The sequence below is a fragment of the Micromonospora sp. WMMD737 genome, assembly GCF_049179055.1.
In the GTDB taxonomy this organism is placed as follows: domain Bacteria; phylum Actinomycetota; class Actinomycetes; order Mycobacteriales; family Micromonosporaceae; genus Micromonospora; species Micromonospora reichwaldensis.
The window spans coordinates 2,390,862-2,410,077 of record NZ_JBMHMH010000001.1; the positions used below are offsets into that span (position 1 = coordinate 2,390,862).

At 73.6% G+C, this 19,216-nt stretch carries 17 protein-coding genes; 6 read left to right on the plus strand and 11 right to left on the minus strand.

Going from position 1 to position 19,216, the window contains the following annotated elements:
- Positions 1-71: 71 nt before the first annotated feature.
- Entirely contained in the window at positions 72-881 is an 810-nt protein-coding gene (locus ACN27A_RS09415; RefSeq protein WP_358082182.1) for a metal-dependent hydrolase, read from the plus strand.
- Positions 882-899: 18 nt separating this feature from the next.
- Here the strand turns inward: ACN27A_RS09415 and ACN27A_RS09420 are convergent, their stop codons facing one another.
- Positions 900-1,964 (minus strand): phosphotransferase, encoded by a 1,065-nt coding sequence (locus tag ACN27A_RS09420; RefSeq protein ID WP_421451553.1) that lies wholly within the window; start codon positions 1,962-1,964, stop codon positions 900-902.
- 467 nt (positions 1,965-2,431) lie between these two features.
- Between ACN27A_RS09420 and ACN27A_RS09425 the strand changes: the two genes are divergently transcribed.
- Positions 2,432-3,004, plus strand: coding sequence for a GNAT family N-acetyltransferase (locus ACN27A_RS09425; RefSeq protein WP_421451556.1), 573 nt, complete (start codon positions 2,432-2,434; stop codon positions 3,002-3,004).
- A gap of 8 nt (positions 3,005-3,012) precedes the next feature.
- Here the strand turns inward: ACN27A_RS09425 and ACN27A_RS09430 are convergent, their stop codons facing one another.
- Positions 3,013-3,606, minus strand: coding sequence for a nucleotidyltransferase family protein (locus ACN27A_RS09430; RefSeq protein ID WP_357578672.1), 594 nt, complete (start codon positions 3,604-3,606; stop codon positions 3,013-3,015).
- A 230-nt stretch (positions 3,607-3,836) separates the two neighbouring features.
- Positions 3,837-4,649 (minus strand): NAD(P)H-binding protein, encoded by an 813-nt coding sequence (locus tag ACN27A_RS09435; protein ID WP_421451560.1) that lies wholly within the window; start codon positions 4,647-4,649, stop codon positions 3,837-3,839.
- Positions 4,650-4,730: 81 nt separating this feature from the next.
- Between ACN27A_RS09435 and ACN27A_RS09440 the strand changes: the two genes are divergently transcribed.
- Positions 4,731-5,144, plus strand: a complete 414-nt coding sequence (locus ACN27A_RS09440; protein ID WP_421451563.1) for a winged helix-turn-helix transcriptional regulator — start codon at positions 4,731-4,733, stop codon at positions 5,142-5,144.
- A gap of 15 nt (positions 5,145-5,159) precedes the next feature.
- Here the strand turns inward: ACN27A_RS09440 and ACN27A_RS09445 are convergent, their stop codons facing one another.
- A complete protein-coding gene (locus ACN27A_RS09445; RefSeq protein ID WP_421451566.1) occupies positions 5,160-6,863 on the minus strand; it encodes a bifunctional 3'-5' exonuclease/DNA polymerase in 1,704 nt (567 codons plus the stop codon).
- 218 nt (positions 6,864-7,081) lie between these two features.
- Between ACN27A_RS09445 and ACN27A_RS09450 the strand changes: the two genes are divergently transcribed.
- A complete protein-coding gene (locus ACN27A_RS09450) occupies positions 7,082-8,902 on the plus strand; it encodes an ABC transporter transmembrane domain-containing protein (RefSeq protein WP_421458413.1) in 1,821 nt (606 codons plus the stop codon).
- Positions 8,899-10,629, plus strand: a complete 1,731-nt coding sequence (locus ACN27A_RS09455; protein WP_421451568.1) for an ABC transporter ATP-binding protein — start codon at positions 8,899-8,901, stop codon at positions 10,627-10,629. Before ACN27A_RS09450 ends, ACN27A_RS09455 begins: the two co-directional genes overlap by 4 nt.
- Positions 10,630-10,640: 11 nt before the next feature.
- Here the strand turns inward: ACN27A_RS09455 and ACN27A_RS09460 are convergent, their stop codons facing one another.
- Genes ACN27A_RS09460 through ACN27A_RS09480 form a run of 5 tightly spaced genes read right to left on the minus strand, consistent with a single transcriptional unit; the run spans position 10,641 to position 15,665 of the window.
- Positions 10,641-11,570: a carbohydrate ABC transporter permease gene (locus tag ACN27A_RS09460; protein WP_421451571.1), complete on the minus strand. Its 930-nt coding sequence runs from the start codon at positions 11,568-11,570 to the stop codon at positions 10,641-10,643.
- Positions 11,570-12,478 carry a carbohydrate ABC transporter permease gene (locus ACN27A_RS09465; RefSeq protein ID WP_334563809.1) on the minus strand — a complete coding sequence of 303 codons (909 nt, stop codon included), beginning with the start codon at positions 12,476-12,478 and terminating at the stop codon, positions 11,570-11,572. Before ACN27A_RS09465 ends, ACN27A_RS09460 begins: the two co-directional genes overlap by 1 nt.
- A gap of 16 nt (positions 12,479-12,494) precedes the next feature.
- Positions 12,495-13,931, minus strand: coding sequence for an N-acetylglucosamine/diacetylchitobiose ABC transporter substrate-binding protein (gene ngcE, locus ACN27A_RS09470; RefSeq protein ID WP_132238812.1), 1,437 nt, complete (start codon positions 13,929-13,931; stop codon positions 12,495-12,497).
- A gap of 25 nt (positions 13,932-13,956) precedes the next feature.
- Positions 13,957-14,706 carry an SIS domain-containing protein gene (locus tag ACN27A_RS09475; protein ID WP_421451574.1) on the minus strand — a complete coding sequence of 250 codons (750 nt, stop codon included), beginning with the start codon at positions 14,704-14,706 and terminating at the stop codon, positions 13,957-13,959.
- Entirely contained in the window at positions 14,703-15,665 is a 963-nt protein-coding gene (locus ACN27A_RS09480; RefSeq protein ID WP_421451577.1) for a MurR/RpiR family transcriptional regulator, read from the minus strand. The genes ACN27A_RS09475 and ACN27A_RS09480 overlap by 4 nt, the downstream gene beginning before the upstream one ends.
- Positions 15,666-15,855: 190 nt before the next feature.
- On the opposite strand from ACN27A_RS09480, the gene ACN27A_RS09485 reads away from it, so the two are divergent.
- A complete protein-coding gene (locus ACN27A_RS09485) occupies positions 15,856-16,845 on the plus strand; it encodes an N-acetylglucosamine kinase (RefSeq protein ID WP_421451578.1) in 990 nt (329 codons plus the stop codon).
- A 521-nt stretch (positions 16,846-17,366) separates the two neighbouring features.
- On the opposite strand, the gene ACN27A_RS09490 is transcribed toward ACN27A_RS09485, so the two are convergent.
- Complete coding sequence (locus tag ACN27A_RS09490; protein WP_421451581.1) at positions 17,367-18,275, minus strand: carbohydrate ABC transporter permease; 909 nt, start codon at positions 18,273-18,275, stop codon at positions 17,367-17,369.
- Positions 18,272-19,180 (minus strand): carbohydrate ABC transporter permease, encoded by a 909-nt coding sequence (locus ACN27A_RS09495; protein ID WP_421451583.1) that lies wholly within the window; start codon positions 19,178-19,180, stop codon positions 18,272-18,274. The genes ACN27A_RS09490 and ACN27A_RS09495 overlap by 4 nt, the downstream gene beginning before the upstream one ends.
- Positions 19,181-19,216 lie beyond the last annotated feature (36 nt).

Sequence of the window (19,216 nt, forward strand, 5' to 3'; positions counted from 1 at the left end):
CCCTGCGGAGCGTCGGCGAACTACAGTGGCGTAGTTTTGGCGCTCAAGATCCCTGGGGAGGGTGAGCCGACATGATGGGACCGTCCCACGCGCTGTCCGGCGCGGCGGTGTGGCTGGCCGGATCCTGGGCGCTGCAACAGTTCGCCGACTACCACCAGTCGCCGCTGGAGCTCGCCGTCGGCACCGCCGTCTGCGCCGGTGGCGCGCTCTTCCCCGACCTCGACCTCTCCGGCAAGGTGACCCGCAACCAGGGTGGGGCGACGGTCGCCCGCACCTTCGGCGTGTTCTCGCTCTTCATCGCCGAGGTGATGGAGAAGGTCTCCCTCGGGGTCTACTACGCGACGAAGCTCAGCAAGGATCCGCGCCGCAACAACGGCCACCGCACCCTGACCCACACCATCCCGTTCACCCTGCTGGTCGGCTGGGGCACCACCACGCTCTGCGCCGCGTACGGCAAGTGGGCCGTCATCGGCATCCTGTTCTTCATGTTCGGGCTGGCGTTGCGCGGCCTGTTCGACAGGTGGGCGGAGCGCGCCGGCTGGGTCATCGTCACCCTCGCGTCGGCCGCCGCCGCCTGGTACACCTTCGCCAACCTGCCCGGCGGCCGGGGCTACCCGCTGATCGGCACCGCCGTCGGGGTCGGCTGCTTCGTGCACATCCTCGGCGACATGATCACCCGGGCCGGGGTGCCCATCCTCTGGCCCATCCCGATCAAGCGTCGGATGTGGACGCCGATCGGCCTGCCGAACAAGATCGCCCTGCGGGCCGGCAGCAAGACCGAGGTGGTGGTCGTCCGGGCCGTACTGACCGCGATCTCGGTGCTCGCGGCGGCCGGGCTGGTCGCCCCGTCGGTGCTGCAACGCTTCAACATCGACGTCTGACGGCCTGCCCGCGCCCGGTCAGTCCCACGCCTCGGCGGCCCAGCGGGCCAGCAGCTCCAGCACGGGCCGGCGGCCCGCCATCATCTCCGCCTCGTCGCGGGCGTCGTAGGTGCCGCTGATGGCGCAGCGGCCCAGCCGGCCGAGCATCATCGGCGCCAGCCAGAAGTACTTGGCCGCCCCGGTCAGGCGGACGGCACGGGCCACCTCCCCCGGCGCGACGGCGCCGCGCAGCCCCTCGGCGTACCGGTCGGGCACGGTGGCGGCCACCTCGTCGAGCAGCGCGACGTCGACCAGCCCGTCGAGGAAGGTGTCCAGCACCAGGTTGGCCGCGTCCTCGCCGACCGGCCCGGGGCCGACGCCGGACCAGTCCAGCAGCACCGGGCCGTCGGCGGCGAACACCAGGTTCGGCGGCCAGCAGTCGTGGTGGCAGAGCGTACGCGGCAGCCGGTCGGTGGCGGCCAGCACGTCGTGCCGCCGTTCCCACAGCACCCGCAGCGCGTCGCGCAGGGGGCGCGGCCAGGCGGTGACGGCGACCGGGTGCTCCCACGGCACCGGCGCGGCCACCGGGCGGCTCAGCGTGTAGTCGCGCAGCCAGTCGCGCGCCAGCCAGCCCGGCGGGCGACCGCCGGCCGCGAGTTCCCGCGCCTCGGGGTCGCCGAGCCAGCGGGCGTGTCCGGCGCCGAGCCGGACGGCCACCTCGCCGAGGTCGACGGGCGTGCAGGCGACGCCCGGCCGGCCGGCGACCTCGGGCAGCCACAGCGCGACCGAGCCGTCCGGCCGGTCGTCGACCGCCAGCGGCGTCGGCGCGGCCAGCCCGGCGTCGGCGTACGCGGCGGCGGCCAGCCCGCTGCGGTACGCCTCGACCTCGCGGCGCCAGTAGTTCCAGTGCCCCGGCTCGTCGCTGCCGGCCCAGTGCGCCGGGCCGGGGCGGCCGGGCGGGGTGAGGAGTTTCAGCACGGCCGGCCGGCCGTCCCGGCGGGTGCGCCAGATGCCGTCGGTCACCCCGTTGAGCATGTTGTGGGTGAGCTGCCCGGCCGGCACGTCGGCGGGGACGAGGTCGATCGGCGGGCGGGACGTGGTCACGGGGCCTCCAGCGCCAGGTCACCGGCCAGTCCTTCGGCGACGCACACCAGCCAGGCGGCGACCGCCCCGACGACGTGCCGGGTCGACGTTCCGATCATCGGCGGGCTCCCCCGTCGTCAGCGGCCCGCCGCGGTGTGCCACGGCGGCGGTGTCGCGCCCGTCGACGCTAGCGGAACAACGGCCTGGCATGGGGGCGGTGGCCGGACCGGACAGCCGCCGAGGGGGTGCAGGCCGAGCGGCCGGCCGATCTGGGCGATCGGCCACCACAGCGTGGGAGGCTTGGCCTGGGGCACGACAAGTGCCCCGGCCCGCCGATCATCGCGCAGAAGCCGGACATCCTGGCCGCCGCCCGGCAGATCGCCCGTCCGTCCGGGCCCACGTCCTCACCGGGCCTCGTCGTACGGCGCGCCGCGCCCTGAGCCGGCACGGGGCAGCGGGCGGCCCGGCCCGTCGCTACGGTGCGGAGGATGGACAGTTCCCATCCGCTGGTGGCCGGCATCGTGCACCAGGCGCCCGGCTCGACCGTACGGCTGCGCCCGGTGGCCGAGGACGATCTGGCGATGTTGCGCCGGTTCGCGGTCGAACCCGGGCTGATCGGGCTCGACTGGGCCGGCTTCCGGGACGCCGCCGCGCCGGCCCGCCGCTTCGCCGAGGACGGCTATCTCGGCGAGCGGACCGGCGGCCTGATCGTGCAGGTCGAGCCGGCGGCGGACGCCCGGGCGGGTTACCTCAGCTACCTCCAGGGCCAGTACGGCGGGCGGGCGCCGTACTGGGAGATCGGCATCGTGCTGCTGCCCGAGTGGCGCGGCCGGGGCATCGGCTGGCGGGCCCAGGCGCTGCTCTGCGACTACCTGTTCAGCCACACCCCGGCGCAGCGCATCCAGGCCAGCACCCACGCCGAGAACACCGCCGAGCAGCGGTCGCTGGAGAAGGCCGGCTTCCAACTGGAGGGGGTCGTGCGGGCCTGCGAGTTCCGGGCCGGTGCCTGGCGCGACGGGTGGCTCTACAGCCGGCTGCGCGACGACCCGTCACCGCTGTGACCGTACGGCTAGGCGCCGATGCGCTGGGGTGGAACGGTCAGCCCGTAGAGCGCCATCAGTTCCGGGGTGTCGACCCGGCTGCCGTCGGCCACCGAGTCGCAGGAGATGTCGACGATCTGGTCCTTGTGCGCGAGCAGGTAGGGCCGGGCGCCCACGTCCGCGCTGGCCAGGGTGGCGATACCGGACCAGTGCCGGCGTCCGAACAGCATCGGGTAGCCGCGCAGCCCGTCGTAGGTGGCGCAGACCAGCACGTCGGGGTACGGCAGCGCGACGACCCGACGCACGGCGGTGGCGGTCAGGCCGGGCATGTCGACCGGCACCACCACGACCGCCTCGATGCCCTCGTCGTCGAGCGCGGCCAGGCCGGCCCGGATGGACGAGCCGACGCCGGTCCCCCACGCCCGGTTGATCACCACCGTGGCCCGGCTCAGGTCCGCCGTCTCGCGGACCTGGTCGGCCGCGGCGCCGAGCACGACCACGATCCGCTCGCAGCCCGCCTCGGTCATCGTGTCGATCATCCGGTTCACCAGGGGCTTCTCCCCCTGGTGCAGCAGCGCCTCGGGGCCGCCGATGCGACGCCCCCCGCCCGCGGCGATGATCATTCCTGCGATCCGGTTCAGCTGGGCCCCCTCCACCGTGGAGCGGGCCGTGGCGCGAGGGCACGGCCCGCTCCGTCGTACGGACATCGGGAGCAACGAGGAGAAGGCAGACCGGGTAGCGGGGCGAAAAGGGAAAATAGTGCAACCGTTACCGGCCCGGAGCCGCATCGCGTCGCCCGTCTCCGGCGCGGCCAACTCCTAGGTGGGCAGCCCTGCCGAGGCTGTGCGTACGGTCAGGACGGCGCCCCGGCGGCGGCGACCGCGACCGGCATCGGGTCGCGGGGCGGACGCGACAGCAGGCGCGCCAGGTCGCCGTGGGTCCGCGCGAGGAACCCGGCCGCCGTGGCGGAGTAGATCGACATGAGCATGGCCGGCTGGAACGGCAGCAGGCCCGCGCCCGTCAGGGCGGCACGCCGCCCGCCCAGCGACTCCGGGCGGTAGGGCATGCCCAACCCGGCGGCGACGCCGGCCGCGGTGAGCGCGACGGGCCCGGTCAGCTCGTACGTGCGGCCGCGATGGGCGGCCGGGTCGGCGGCCACCCGCACGGCGGCGTCGGCCAGGTCCTGTCGGGCCACCGCCGCCAGCGCTCCCGTGCCGAAGGGGGCCGTGACCGCGCCGTCGACCGGGGCGGCCAGCTGACCGAACAGCTCGGCGTAGAGGCCGTTGCGCAGGATCGTCCAGTCGAGCCGGCTCTCCCGCAGTCGACGCTCCGTCCACCGGTGCGCGAGCGCGAAGGCCAGGTGGTCGCCGTCGCCGACCAGGCTCGTGTAGACCACGTGCGCCACCCCGTGCCGCTCGGCGGCGGCGATCGCCCGGTCGTGGCGGGCGATCACGACGTCGTCCTCGCCGTAGCCGGCGGAGACCAGCACCAGCACGCGTACGCCCGTCAGGTCCGGCCCCGCCGGGTCGTCGAAGTCCACGCTGCGCCCGGCGTCGCCGAAGCGGCCGGGCGTACGGGTGCCCGCGAGCGGGGCGAGCCCTCGCTCGACCAGCCCGGCGTGGATGAGGGAGCCCAGGTGCCCGGAGGCGCCGGTGACCAGCAGCATGTGGCGAGCCTTTCGGTGGTACCGGATCGGAACTAGCCTCATCGTCGGGAACCACGGACGCGGCCACAAGGAGGCACTTCGATGTCGGCAGGGCACACGGCGGTAACCGACGCGCTGGCGCCCTGCGGCCTGCCCGAGCACCCCGACTGCGGCATCCGCGACGTGCTCGACCGCATCGGCGACAAGTGGTCGGTGCTCGCGATCGTCGAGCTCTCCTCGGGCGTCCGCCGGTTCCGGGAGCTGCAACGGGCCATCCACGGCATCTCGCAGCGGATGCTGACCCTGACCCTGCGCCGGCTGGAACGCGACGGGCTGGTGCTGCGCACCGCGTACCCGACCGTCCCGGTGACCGTCACCTACGAGCTGACCGAGCGCGGCAGGAGCCTCACGCACCTGGTCAGGCAGTTGGCCGACTGGTCGCTCGCGCACAAGGACGCCATCGCCGAGTCACGGCACACGTGGGACGCCGCGAACCCCGACTCCGGCGTCTCCTGACCCGGGACGGAGCCGTCAGGTCGCGTCGGCGTAGCAGTCGACGACGGACACGTCCAGCGGGAAGCGGACCGGGGTGTCGCCGAAGAGCAGCGCCGTGGCCTGCTCCCCGCACCGGGCGACCGCGTCGGCGACCGCGTCGGCCCGCTCCGCCGGGCAGTGCACGATCACCTCGTCGTGCTGGAAGAAGACCAGCTCGCCGCCGGTGGCGGCGAGCCGGCCACGCAGCGTCGCCAGCAGGGTCGAGGCCCACTCGGCGGCGGTGGCCTGGATGACGAAGTTGCGGGTGAACCGCCCCCGGGACCGGGCTGCCCGCGCCCGCGGCGACTGCGGATCGTCGCCGCCGTCGGGCACGTCGGCGTCGGGGTCGCCGAACCCGGCCGTGCCCGGCGGGCAGGTGCGGCCCAGCCAGGAGCGCACCAGCCCGCCGGCCTCCCCCGTGCGGGCCGCCGCCTCCACGTAGCCGAAGGCCGTCGGGTAGCTGCGCCGCAGCACCGCCAGCGCCGGCACCGCCGCCCCGCCCGTCTGCCCGTACATCGCGCCGAGCAGCGCCACCTTGGCCCGGGGCCGGTCGCCGCCGAAGGCGTCCTGGGCGAGGGCCGCGTAGAGGTCGCCGGCACCACCGGCGGCGGCGAGCCGGGCGTCGCCGGAGACCGCGGCGAGCACCCTCGGCTCCAGCTGGCCGGCGTCGGCCACCACGAACCGCCAGCCCGGATCGGCCACCACCGCCCGCCGGATCACCTTGGGGATCTGCAAAGCGCCGCCGCCCCGGGTGGCCCAGCGGCCGGAGACGACCCCGCCCGGGACGTACTCCGGCTGGAACCGGCCGTCGCGCACCCAGGCGTCGCGCCAGGCCCAGCCGTGTGCCGTCCAGATCCGGTAGAGCTCCTTGTATTCCAGGACCAGCGGCACCGCCGGGTGGTCCACCCCGCGCAGCACCCAGGCCCGGGTGTTGGGCAGCTCCACCCCGGCCCGGGCGAACGCCCGCAACAGCTCCGCCGGGGAGTCGGCGTGCAGCTGGCGTACGCCGAACGCGTCGGCGATCCGCGCGGCCAGCTCGGCCAGCCGGCGGGGCGGGCCGCCCACCGGCGACGGCTCGCCGAGCAGCTCGGCGAGGAGTCGGTCGTGCACGTCGGCCCGCCAGGGCAGCCCGGCGGCACCCATCTCCACGGCGATCAGCGCCCCGGCCGACTCGGCGGCGACCAGCAGCCGGAACCGGCCGGGATGCTCGGTGGCGGCGATCCGGGCGAGCTGGTCGGCGTACACCCGGGTCAGTGCCTCGACGCCGGGGCCCGGCGGGCCGGGCAGGGCGTCGAAGAGCGCGCCCTGCCCGTGGCCGGGCGGCGCGGCCGGCCGGGGCGGCGGGTCGGCCGGCACCGGCGCGCCGGTCAGCCGGGCCCAGGCCGCAGCGAACGATCGGGGCTCGCCCCAGCGGCCGGCGTGGCCGAGCAGCAGGGTCTCGGTCAGCTCGACGTCGTGGCAGCGCTCGACCCGCACCCCGGCGCGCAGCAGCGCCGGGTAGACGGTCGCGCCGGAGGCCCACACCCAGCGCGGCCGCTCCGCCGCCTCGCGCGCCGCGACGGCGGCGGCCAGGTCGGTGACCGGCTGCACCGGGCCGACGGGCCGCCCCGCGGCGTCGAGGGGTTGCAGCGCTCCCCCGCCCCGCTCGTCCGAGACCACCGCCACCAGCACGGATGTGATTCTGCCTCGCCCCTGCGACACTCCACCCACCAACCATCCCGGCGACGGCACGTCGGCGGGCAGGACGCCGGCGACGGAACGTCGGCGGGCGGTACGGCCGGAACGGGGCGGTGCGGCGGTGCCCGACTCGCTAGCGTTGGCCGGTGCCACCACGGATCCCCCATCCCGAGCCCGGCACCCCGGACCTCCGGGGCCCGTTGTGGTACCTGTGGTGGCTGGTCCGCTGCCAGCCGTGGCGGGTGCTGCGCGGCAGCCTGTTCGGCGCGGCCTGGATGACCGGCCTGGCGGTCCGGCCCTACCTGATCTCCCGCGCCGTGGACGACGGGCTGCGGGCCGGCGACAACCGGGCCCTGGCCCTGTGGGTGGCGGCGATCGTCGTCTCCGGCGTCGCGCTGTCCTGGCTGGGCATCATGCGGCACCGCACGATGACCTTCATCCGGGAGGACGCGAAGGCGCGCTCCGCCGCCGTGGTGCTCCGCCAGTTGTCCCGGGTCGGCGCCGTGCTGCCACGCCGGGCCGCGGCGGGCGAGGTGGCCACGGTCGGCGGCACCGACATCGACCGGGCGGCGCAGGTGATGACGGTGACCGGGCCCGGTGTCGGGGCGGTGGTCGCATACCTGGTCGTCGCCGTCGTGCTCTGGTCGATCTCGCCCCTGCTCGCGCTCTGCGTGCTGGTGGGCGTGCCGTCGGTCGTCCTGGTCGTCGCTCCCCTGCTGCGCCGGCTGGAGCGGGCGGAGTCGGTCTACCGGCAGCAGCAGGGCGAGCTGACCGCCCGGTCGGGCGACATCGTGGCCGGGCTGCGGGTGCTCGCCGGGGTGGGTGGCCGGGGCCTGTTCGCCCGCCGGTACGCGGCCCGCTCCCGCGACCTGCTCGTCGAGGGATACCGGGTGGGCGCGGTGAACAGCTGGATCGATGCGGCGACGGTGGCCGTCCCCGGGCTGTTCCTCGCGGCGGTGGTGTGGCTGTCGGCCCGGATGGCGGTCACCGGCGACATCAGCGTCGGGGAGCTGGTCGCCGTCTACGGCTACGTCGCGACCCTCGTCGTGCCGGTCTGGTTCCTGCTGGAGGGCGGCCACCAGCTGATCCGGGGCCGGGTCGCGGCCCGCCGGATCGTCGCCCTGCTCGCCGTCGAGCCGGACGGCGTCGGCGGGCCGCGCGACACGCCGGCCCGTGCCCGTGCGGCGGCGGTCCCCGGCAGCCGCCGGCCGGCCCGCCCCGCCACCCCCGTCGCGGCCCCTGCCGGTCCCGACACCCCGGTCGCGCCCTCCGGCAGGCCCGCCGGTCCTGTCCCGACTTCCGGCGGTCCCGCCGGTCCTGTCCTGGCCCCCGGTGGCTCCGCCAGCCCGGTCGCGGCTCCCGGCGGTCCCGCCGACCTGCACGACCGGTCGAGCGGGCTGACCGTCCGGGCCGGCCGCCTCACCGCGGTGGCCGCCGCCGACCCGACGGACGCCCTCGCGCTGGCCGACCGGCTCGGCCGGTACGCCGTCAGCGACGCCACCTGGGGCGGCGTGCCGCTGACCGCCGTCGAACTCGACCAGGTGCGGGCCCGCATCCTGGTCGCCGACCACGACGCCCACCTGTTCGCCGGGACGCTGCGGGAGGTGCTGCGCGGGGCCCGGCCCGACGGTGACCGGGAGCGGATCACCTCCGCCCTGCACGCCGCGTCGGCCGAGGACGTCGTCGAGGCCCTGCCGGACGGGCTCGACACCCCGCTGGACACCCGGGCCCGGTCCCTCTCCGGCGGCCAGCGGCAACGGGTCCGGTTGGCCCGGGCGTTGCTCGCCGAACCGGAGGTGCTGATCCTCGTCGAGCCGACCTCGGCGGTCGACGCGCACACCGAGGCGCGGATCGCCGAGCGGCTGCGCCGCGCGCGGGCCGGACGGACCACCGTCGTGCTCACCACCTCGCCGCTGTTGCTCGGACGGGCCGACGAGGTCGCGCACCTGGTCGCGGGGCGGGTCGCCGCCACCGGCACACACGCCGACCTGCTCGACCGGGACCCGGGCTACCGGCGGCTCGTGGCCCGTGGCGACGCCGACGCCGAGCAGGCGCTGCGGTGAGCGGGCTGCCGGTCGCCGACCGGGTCACCGTGCGCCGGGCGACCCGGGGCCTGATCGCCCGGGACCGGCGCGCCGTCGCGGTCGTGCTGGCGCTGCACTCGACCGCCACGGTCGCCGGGCTCGCTCCGCCGTGGCTGCTCGGCGCCATCGTCGACCGGGTGTCCGCGGGGGCCGGCGTCGCCACCGTCGACCGGTTCGCCCTGGCGATCGGCGGGGCCGTGCTGGCCCAGGCGCTGCTGTCGCGCTACGCGCGGTACGCGGGCCACCGCTTCGGCGAGCGGGCCGTGGCCCGGCTGCGCGAGGAGTTCGTCGAGCGGACGCTGAACCTGCCCGTCGGCGTCGTCGAGCGCGCCGGCGCCGGGGACCTGGCGACCCGCAGCTCGGTCGACGTGGCGACGGTCGGCACCACCGTCCGGGACGTGGTGCCCACCATCGTCATCGCCTCGGTGCAGCTGGCGCTGCTGTTCGGGGCGGTCTTCCTGCTGCACCCGCTGCTCGGGCTGGCCGCGCTCGCCGGGCTGCCGACGATCGCGCTGGTGACCCGGTGGTACCTGCGGCGCGCCAGCCCGGCGTACCTGGCCGAGGGGGCGGCCGCCGCCGAGCTGACCGAGACGCTGACGAGCACCGCCGAGGGTGCCCGTACGGTCGAGGCGCTCCGCCTCGCCGACGAACGGATCGGACACGGCACCGCGCGGATAGCCCGGGTCTGGGCCGCCCGGCGGGCGACCCTGGCGCTGCGTACGGTGTTCTTCACCGTGGTGGAGGCCAGCTACCCGCTGCCCGTGGCCGTGCTGCTGCTGGTCGGTGGGCTCCTGCTCACGCGGGGCGAGGTCTCCCTCGGCGCGGTGGTCGCCGCCACGCTCTACCTTCAGCAGGCGATCGAGCCGCTGGACCGGATCCTCCAGTGGACGGAGCAGGCGCAGCGCGGCTTCGCCTCGTTCGCCCGGGTGCTCGGCGTCGGCCAGGTGCCGCCGGAGCCGCCCGGCCGGGCCGCCGCGCCGGTGGACGAGCGGCTGGTCGTCCGGGGAGCCCGGTTCGCGTACGGCGGCGGACCCGACGTGCTGCACGGCATCGACCTCGAGGTGCGGCCCGGCGAGCGGTTGGCGCTCGTCGGGCCGTCGGGGGCCGGCAAGTCCACCCTGGCGCGGCTGCTCGCCGGGATCGACGCGCCCCGGGAGGGGGTCGTCAGCGTCGGCGGCTGCCCGGTCACCGACCTGGACCCGGCCGAGCGTCGGCGGCGCATCGCCCTGGTCACCCAGGAACACCACGTGTTCATCGGCTCGCTACGCGACAACCTCGCGTTCGCCGCCCCGGACGCCTCCGACGACCGGATGCGCGCGGCGCTGGCCACGGTCGGCGCCGACTGGCACGCCCGCCTGCCCGAGGGGCTCGACACCCTGCTCGGCGACGGGGCGCACCAGCTCGGCGCCGCCGAGGCCCAGCAGCTCGCGCTGGCCCGGCTGGTGCTGGCCGACCCGCACACGCTGATCCTCGACGAGGCGACCGCCGCTCTCGACCCGACGACCGCCCGGCGCACCGAGCGGGCCCTGGCCGCCCTGCTCACCGGGCGGACCGTCATCGCGATCGCGCACCGCCTCAACACCGCTCACGACGCCGACCGGGTGGCCGTGCTGGAGGGGGGCCGGATCACCGAGCTCGGCAGTCACGACGAGCTGGTCCGGGCCGACGGCCCGTACGCCGCCCTGTGGCGCTCCTGGCACCCCTGATCCGCCCGGGTCTACTTCACCGCGCCGGAGGTGAGACCCGACTGGATCTGCCGCTGGAAGATCGCGTACACGACGATCATCGGGAGGATGGCGATGGTGAGGGCGGCGAAGAGGCCGGACCAGTCGGCCTCGTAGCCGGCGTTGACCGAGATGTCGGCGATGCCCTGGGTGAGCACCCACTTGTCCTTGGCGTTGGAGAGCAGCACCAGCGGTAGCTGGTACTGCCCCCACTGGCCGATGATGTTGAAGATCCCGACGCTGATCAGGCCGGGCTTCGCCATCGGGAGCATCACCTGGAAGAACAGCCGGGTGTGCGAGCAGCCGTCGATCATCCCGGCCTCGGCCACCGAGGATGGCAGCGTCTTGAAGAACGCGGCCAGGAAGAACACCGTGAACGGCAGCGAGTAGGCGATGTAGACCAGCACCACCCCGGTGTGGGTGTCCAGCAGCCCCAGGTTGCGCACGACGAAGAAGAGCGGCACGAGGGCGAGGAACACCGGGAACGCGAGCCCCGAGACGAACAGGTAGTAGATCGCCCGGTTGCCCCAGAACTTGTAGCGCGCCAGCACGTACGCGGCCATCGAGCCGAAGAGCATCGTGCCGAAGGTGCTGCACGCCACCACGATCACGCTGTTGATGAAGTAGCGCCCGACGTTCGCCTTGTTCCAGGCCCGGGCGTAGTTCTCGAAGCGCAGCTCGGCCGGCAGGGTCCACGGGCTGCTGAAGATCTCCGTGGTGTTCTTGAAGGAGGCGAGGAAGGTCCAGAGGATCGGCACGATCACGATGACCGCCCACACGGCGAGCGCCACGTGCCCGAGGTTGGCGAAGAGCCGTACCTCCGAGCGCCTGCCTCTGCCTCGGCGCCCGCCCGCGGCGCCCGGCTTGACGTTCTTCGGCGGTAGTGCCGCCGGTGTCGGCGGCAGCGTCGTCTGCGGGTTCATCAGTACTCCACGCTTTCCCGCTTGGTCAGCCGCAGCGTCAGCGCCGCGAACGTGAGGGTGAGGAAGAACAGCGCCACGCCCATGGCGGAGGCATAGCCGTACTTCGAGTAGACGAAGGCGTTGCGGTAGATCTCCATGGCCAGGACGGTGGTGGCGCCGTCCGGGCCGCCGCCGTCCACCGAGAGCACCGAGACGATGGCGAACGCGTCGAAGGCGGCGATGCCCAGGTAGACCCAGGCCACCTGGAGGGTGTCCCAGAGCAGCGGCAGGGTGACCCGGAAGAAGAGCGTCACCCGGCTCGCCCCGTCCATCTCGGCGGCCTCGTAGATCTCGCCGGGAATGGAGGCCATGCCCGCCGAGAAGAGCACCACGTAGAAGCCGACCGCCTGCCAGACCAGCACGGCGATGATCGACCAGAGCGCCAGGTTCGGCCGGACCAGGAAGAGCACCGGGTCGAAGCCGAGCTTCATCAGCACGCCGTTGATCAGGCCGGACTCGTTGGGCCGGTAGACCGTCTGGAACAGCACCGCGATGATGGCCACCGCCAGGACCTGGGGGAAGAAGAACACCACCCGGTAGAACTTCGACCCCCAGACCCCCTGGCGTTGCCCGCCGCTGCTCTTTCCGCCCACGTTGAGCAGGAAGGAGAAGAACAGCGCGATGGCGATGGTGATCAGCGGCAGGGCAAGCAGCAGTACGCCGTGGTGCTGGACGGCCTTCCAGAAGTTGACGTCGTCGAACAACCTCCGGTAGTTGTCGAAGCCCACCCACTGCGGGGCGGAGAGCCCCCGCCAGTTGGTCATCGAGATCTGGAACGCCTGCGCGTACGGCGCGATGACGAAGACGACGTACAGCGTGACGGGAACGAAGAGGAACCCGATCACGAACGGATACTTGCCGTGCCGCATGACCCCCACGCCCCGATCAGCGCTTGAACTTGGTGATGGAACTGTCCTTCTTGATCGCGTCGGCACGCTTCTGGATGCGCTCCACGAAGGCGTCCGCCTTGATCCGGCCGAACATCAGCTCGTTGGTGGCCGTGCGGACCTCCGTGTCGAGCTCCTTGTACCAGCCGTCGAAGTAGATGTTGAACACGTCCTGGCCGGCGGCCTTGAGCGCGGCCTGCGAGCTGGCCACGCCGGGCGGGAAGGCGAAGCCCTCCGAGCCGGCGGTGACCACGGTCGGGGCCTTGACCACCTCGGTGAAGCCCTTCGCGCCGGCCACCGAGAGCATCTGGCGCATGTACTCCAGGCCGCCCTTGGGGTTCTTGCTCTTGGCCGAGACGAAGTAGCCCTCACCGGCGGTCGCCCGCAGCGCCGTCGCCGGCAGCTTGTCCGAGGCGGACAGGCTCGGCACCGGCATCAGCTGGTACTCGAAGCCGGACGGGGTGTCCTTCTTCTGCTCGCCCTCCAGCCAGTCGCCGCTGGGGTAGAACGCCAGCTTGTACTGGTTCTGCCGCAGCTGCACGTCGGTGTGCTTGAGCCCCTCGAAGCTCTTGTCGACGTACTTGGCGCCGATCTCGGCCCACGCCGCGGCGGCCTGCTTGACCGCGTCCTGCTGCCAGGCGCCGTCCTCCAGGTTGTCGATGTTCTTCAGCACGTCCGTGCCGCCGATCTTCGCCGCGTGGGTGAGGATCACGTTCCACTGGTAGTACGCGGCGTTCGCCCCGGCGTAGCCGTACGGGGTGATGCCCTTGGCCTTGATCTTGTCGAGCAGGGCGGTGAACTCGGACCAGTCCTTCGCCGGCGCCCAGCCGTTGTCCTTGAACAGCTTGCCCGAGTACCAGATGCCGAAGACGGTGGAGACGTAATACAGGACGTACGGCTTGCCGTTGAAGGAGCCGACGTCGACGGTGCCCGGCACCACGGTGTCGCGGACCTTCTTGTTCGGGTCGTCGACCGACGGGGCGTCCCAGAGCTCGGTGAGGTCCTGGAGCTGACCGTCGGCAACCAGGGCGCCGAAGTCCATCAGCTTCTCGCCGGAGTTGTTGACGAACTCCGGCGGGTTGCCCGAGGCGAACCGCGGCTGGAGGACGGTGGAGACGGCCTGGGTCGACTGGTGCTTGACCTCGGCCTTCGGGAACGCCTTCTTGTACAGCGGCTGGTGCACGTCGGTGGCGTACTTCTCGCCGTAGCCACCGTTGAAGATGACCACCTCGATCGGGACGTCCTCGGGGACACCGAGCGGGTTGGTGGCGCTCTTGGTGCCGCCGGCGGCCTGCTCGTTCTTCTCGTCGCCGCCGCTGGTCGCGCAGGCGCTCAGCAGGCCGGCGGCCGGGGTGGCGAGCAGGCCCACCGCAGCGGCCCGGCGCAGCACGGTCCGGCGGCTCAGGTCGGCCGGGTTGTCGGGGGTAATCGACATCGTCGTCTCTCCTTGTGTGTTCGGGTCAGGCGGTCCGCCGGAGGCGCCCGGCATACCGCGACTCGAGGGCGTGGTTGTGCTCGTCCCCGCCGGGGACGTTGGCGGAGAGGTAGATAGGGGGTACCTCCCCGGCCTGGTGGAACCGTCGTACGACCTCCGCGGTCAGCAGCTGCGCCAGCAGCGCCGCGGTGACCGAGGAGACCGCACAGACCGCGCCGCCGCCCTCGAGCGGCAGCAGTGCGTCGCCGTACGGCGCGCCGTTGTCCAGCACGACGTCGGCGAGGTCGGCGAGGCGCCGGCCGGACGGGTGCCGCGGGGCGACCCGTGCGGTGTGCGCGACCGAGGTGACCGCGATCAGCGGGTGGCCGCGTCCGGTGACCAGCGTCGCCAGCTCGACCACCGAGCCGTTGATGCCGGACTGCGACGCCACCACGAACACGTCCTGCGGCTGCGGGGCAGCCAGCTCGTAGAGCTGGTGGGCGACCGCGGGGTCGCGCTCCAGCTTCGGGTCGGCGAGCACGTCGCGCGGGGCGTCGCCGTGCAGCACCAGGTCGTGCAGGGAGAGCCGGTTGGTGGGCACCAGCCCGCCGGCCCGGGCGACCAGTTCCGCGGCGAACGCCTCGGAGTGGCCGGCGCCGAACGCCTGGAGCACCCCGCCGGCGCGCAGGCTGGTGGCGATCAGGTCGGCGGCGGCGCCGACCGCGTCGGCGCTGGCGTCGACGAGGCGGTCGAGCACCGGGCGGACGGCGTCCGCGTACCCCTGGGCGCTGATCATGCGGTGGCCCCCTTCGCGGCCTTGTGCCCGTCGACGGCCTGGGCGGTACGCCGGAAGGCCGCGTGGGCGCGGTCGTGGGTGCGCTGGGCGACGGCGATGTAGAGCAGGTCGAGCACGACCAGCTGCGGGTGCCGGGCGGAGAGCGCGTCGGGGCGGAAGGTGGTGGCCTGGCTGGCGGTGAGCAGCACGATGTCGGCCAGCTCGGCCAACGGCGAGCGCGGGAACCCGGTCAGCGCCACGGTGGTCGCGCCCCGGCTGCCCGCCTCGGCGAGCATCTCGATGGTCTCCCGGGTCTGGCCGGTGTGCGAGATGCCGAGCGCCACGTCGCCCTGGCGCAGCAGGGCCGCGCTGGCGAGGCCCTCGTGCACGTCGTTCCAGGCCCAGGCCGCCACCCCGATGCGGTGCAGGCTGAACTGCATCTCCTCGCCGACCAGGGCGCTGCCGCTGGCCCCGAAGATGTTCACCCTGGACGCCCCGGCGATGGCGACGGCGGCCCGTTCCACCTCGGCGAGGTCGAGCAGCGCGGCGGTGTCGTGCATGGCGCGGGTGTCGGCGGCCATGATCTGGTCGAGGACCCGGGAGAGGGGGTCGCCCGGCTGGATCTCGCGGCCGATGTCGACGGTCCAGCCGGCCGAGCGGGCCCGGCCGGTCTCGGCGGCGATGCCCAGTCGCAGGTCGGCGTAGCCGTCGAAGCCCATCGCCCGGCAGAAGCGGGTGATCGTCGCCGGGGAGGTGCCGCTGCGCTCGGCGAGTTCCACGATGGTCGCCCGCGCGGCGGCCTCCGGGTCGCTGAGCACGTGCTCGGCGACGCGGCGCAGTGCCCCCGTCAGCTCGCCCGCGCCGGCCCGCACCCGGGCCAGCACGCCGCCCCCGCCGACCCCGAGCGTCCCCCGCCGGTCGACCGCGCCGGCGTCGACCACCGCGGTCCCCGCGGAGGTGTCCACCTCGTGATCAACCATGGGGCACCTTTCGGAAAAGAGTGTTAACTGTTAGTGGTAAAAGTTCTTACTGAAAGCCCCTCCGTGTCAAGGCCATGGGCGAAGTTTTCAAACTGTTACCTGCCGCACAGCCCCGGATCCTGCCCGCCCCTTGCCCCCCGCCGCCGGGCCGACCAGCATGAACGCGGCGTCGATCGAGAGGTGGGTGCGGATGTCCGGCAGCGTCGTGGTCGGTCTCGACGTCGGGGGTACGTCCACGCGAGCGACCGCCCTGACCCTCGACGGGCGGCGGCTGGGCAGCGGCCGGGCGGGCGGCGGGAACCCCACCAGCCACGGTGCCGAGCGGGCGGCGGGCGAACTCCTGGCCGCCCTGCGGGAGGCGCTAGCCGGCGTCGATCCCGCCCGGGTGCGGGGCGGCACGATCGGGCTGGCCGGGGCGGGCCGGCTGCTCGCCGATCCGGCGGGCCGCGAAGCCTTCGACCGGGCCTGGCACGACGCCGGCCTACGCTGCCCGTACGCCGTGCACGGCGACGCGCTGGTCGCGTACGCCTCGGGCACCGCGAGCCCGGACGGCACGGTGCTGATCGCCGGCACCGGGGCGATCGCCGCCGGGGTCCGGGAGCTGCGGCTGGACCGGGTGGCCGACGGTCACGGCTGGCTGCTCGGCGACGCGGGCTCGGGCTTCTGGCTGGGCCGGGAGGCGGTCCGCCGGCTGCTGGCCGACCTCGACCGGGGGCAGGCACCGGGCCGGCTGGCGACCGGGGTGCTCACCGAACTGCTCGGCTCCGCCGAGGTGGCGGCCCGTCCCCGGGACACCGTCGACGCCCTGGTCCAGACGGTGACCCGGCGGCCCCCCGTGGAGCTGGCCCGGCTCGCGCCCCTCGTGGTCGCCGCCGCCGTCGACGGCGAGCCGGTCGCCCGTGGCCTCATCGACGAGGCCGCCGCGCACCTGGCGGAGAGCGCGGCGCGGATCCGCCCGGCCGGCGACGCCTCCCCGATCGTGCTCGGCGGCGGCCTGCTGACCGGCGACACCCCGCTCGCCTCGGCGGTGCGGGCCCAGGTCGGGCGGCGGTGGCCGGACGCGCCGCTGCAATCGGCCGGCGACGGCGCGGCCGCCGCGGCGTGGCTCGCGGCGCTCGACCTGCCCGAGGTGACCGACCCGGTCGCCCTGCACGCGCTGCTGGTACCCCCGCCCCGCTGAACCGAGCGACCGGCTCCGGGCCCGTGCGCGCGGGCGCGTCCTGCGGCGACTGCGGGACATGCCGAGCGAGTCCAGCGCGCCAGCCGAGCGCAAACCGGACAGTCGACTCGGATCGCTTCCGCCTCCCCGGCTTCGGGCTTTCAGGCGCTGTCGAGCTGCCCCGTCTATGGGACCGGCGTCGGAGCATGGGCATTCGCGCAGAAGCTCCATGCCGCGTGCCTCCGGTCGTATACCCCCGGGCCGCACGCCCGGACCGGCGTCGCTGACGTGCTGCTCGGGAGCCGACGCTTGGGCGTGGGACGCCGGATGGAACACGCGGACGAAGCTCGGCCAGGGTGCCGGACGGACGCCGGGCCGGTGGGTGCCGGTCCGACAGATGGGGCAGCTCGACAGCGTCCGCCGAACACCACCGGCAGCACCGCTCCACCGGGCCGGCGGTCCGTCAGCCCGGCGGGAGGCGGTGATCAGGATCGGTCTCGACGGGCTGGCCGAGACCGGCGGACCACACGATCAGGCGGGAATCACTTGAGCTGGCCGGCGGTCAGGCCCGACTGGATCTGCCGCTGGAAGATGACGTACACGATCAGCACCGGCAGCGTGGCGATGGTCAGGCCGGCGAAGAGACCGCTGTAGTCACCCTCGTAGCCCTGGCTGACCGCCAGTGCGGCGAGCCCCTGCGCGAGCACCCACTTGGAATCGTCGCCCTGCATCAGCACCTGGGGCAGGATGAACTGGTTCCAGTGGCTGAGGAAGTTGAAGATCGCGATGCTGATCAGTCCCGGTCGGGCCATCGGCAACATCACCCGGAAGAAGAGCCGGAAGTGACCGCACCCGTCCATGAGCGCCGCCTCCGCGACCGCGGTCGGCAGGGTCCGGAAGAAGGCGGTGAGGAAGAAGACGGTGAACGGCAACGAGTAGGCGGCGTACACCAGCACCAGCCCGGTCCAGGTGCCGAAGAGACCGGCGTTGCGCACCACGAAGAACAGCGGCACGAGAGCCAGGAAGACGGGGAACATCATCCCGCCGACGAACAGGTAGTAGAGGAACTGCCGGCCCCGGAACTCGTAACGGGCGAAGACGTACGCCGCGGTGGCGCCCATCAGCATGGTCAGGGTGAGCGATCCGGTCACCACGATCGCGCTGTTCAGGAAGTACTGGCCGATGTGCGCCTCGGTCCAGGCCCGCGCCCAGTTCTCGAACCGCAGCGCGCCGGGCAGCCCCCACGGGTCGGAGAGGATCTCCCCGTCGCTCTTGAACGAGCTGAGGAACATCCAGAGCAGCGGCAGCGCGGTCACCGCGCCCCAGAGCAGCAGGAACCAGTGCGAGAAGATGTTGGCGACGCCGAGATCGCGGCGGAGCTTGCGGTCCTGCGGCGCCGGTCGGTCCGCCACGGCCGTGCCGTCGGACGCGGTCCTGTCGAGAGTTGTCACGAGTACTCGATCCGATCACGCCGGGCGGCCCGCAGCGCCAGCACTGCCACCGAGAGGGTCAGGAACAGGAGCACCACGCCGATCGCCGAGGCATAACCGAACTTGCTCTCGCTACCGAACGCGGTTTCGTACATCCGCAGACCGATGACGTCGGAGGAGAAGTTGGGGCCGCCGTTGGTCATCTGCTGGATCAGGATGAACCCGTCCAGGGCCGCGATCGCGAGGTAGATCCAGGCAACCTGCACGGTGTCCCAGAGCAGCGGAATGGTGATCTTGCGCAGGGTGGTCCACCGCGATGCGCCGTCGAGCATCACCGCCTCGTAGATGTCGCGCGGAATCGCCGACATCGCCGCGCCGAAGAGCACCACGTAGAAGCCGACGTTGCTCCAGATCATCACCGCCATCGCGCACCAGAAGGCGAACCGGGGATCACCGAGCCAGGCCGGCGTGGGCAGCCCGACGGCGCCGAGGGCACCATTGAGCAGGCCGCTGTTGGGGTGGTAGACCTCCTTCCACAGCAGGGCGATGATCACCACGGAGAGCACCTGCGGGAAGAAGTAGACCATCCGGTACACCGACGTGCCGCGTACGCCGGTCACCCCCGCCCGGCCCTTGCGACCACCCATGCTGAGCATCGTGGCGAAGAAGAGGCCGAGCACGATGGTCACCACCGGCACCACCAGGAGCAACCACGCGTTGTTCTTCAGGGCACTCCACACCCGACCGTCGTCCAGCAGCCGCTCGAAGTTGGCCAGGCCGACGGAGTTGGCCTCCGGCGAGTAGCCGAGCCAGTCGGTGGTCGAGATCTGGAAGGCCTGCAGGTACGGCGAGAGCACGAAGATGCCGTAGAGCAGCAGCGGCGGCACCAGGAACGTGACGATCAGCGGGTACTTGCCATGTTTCACGAAAAGGACCTACTCCCACAGCGGTGGGCCGGTGGG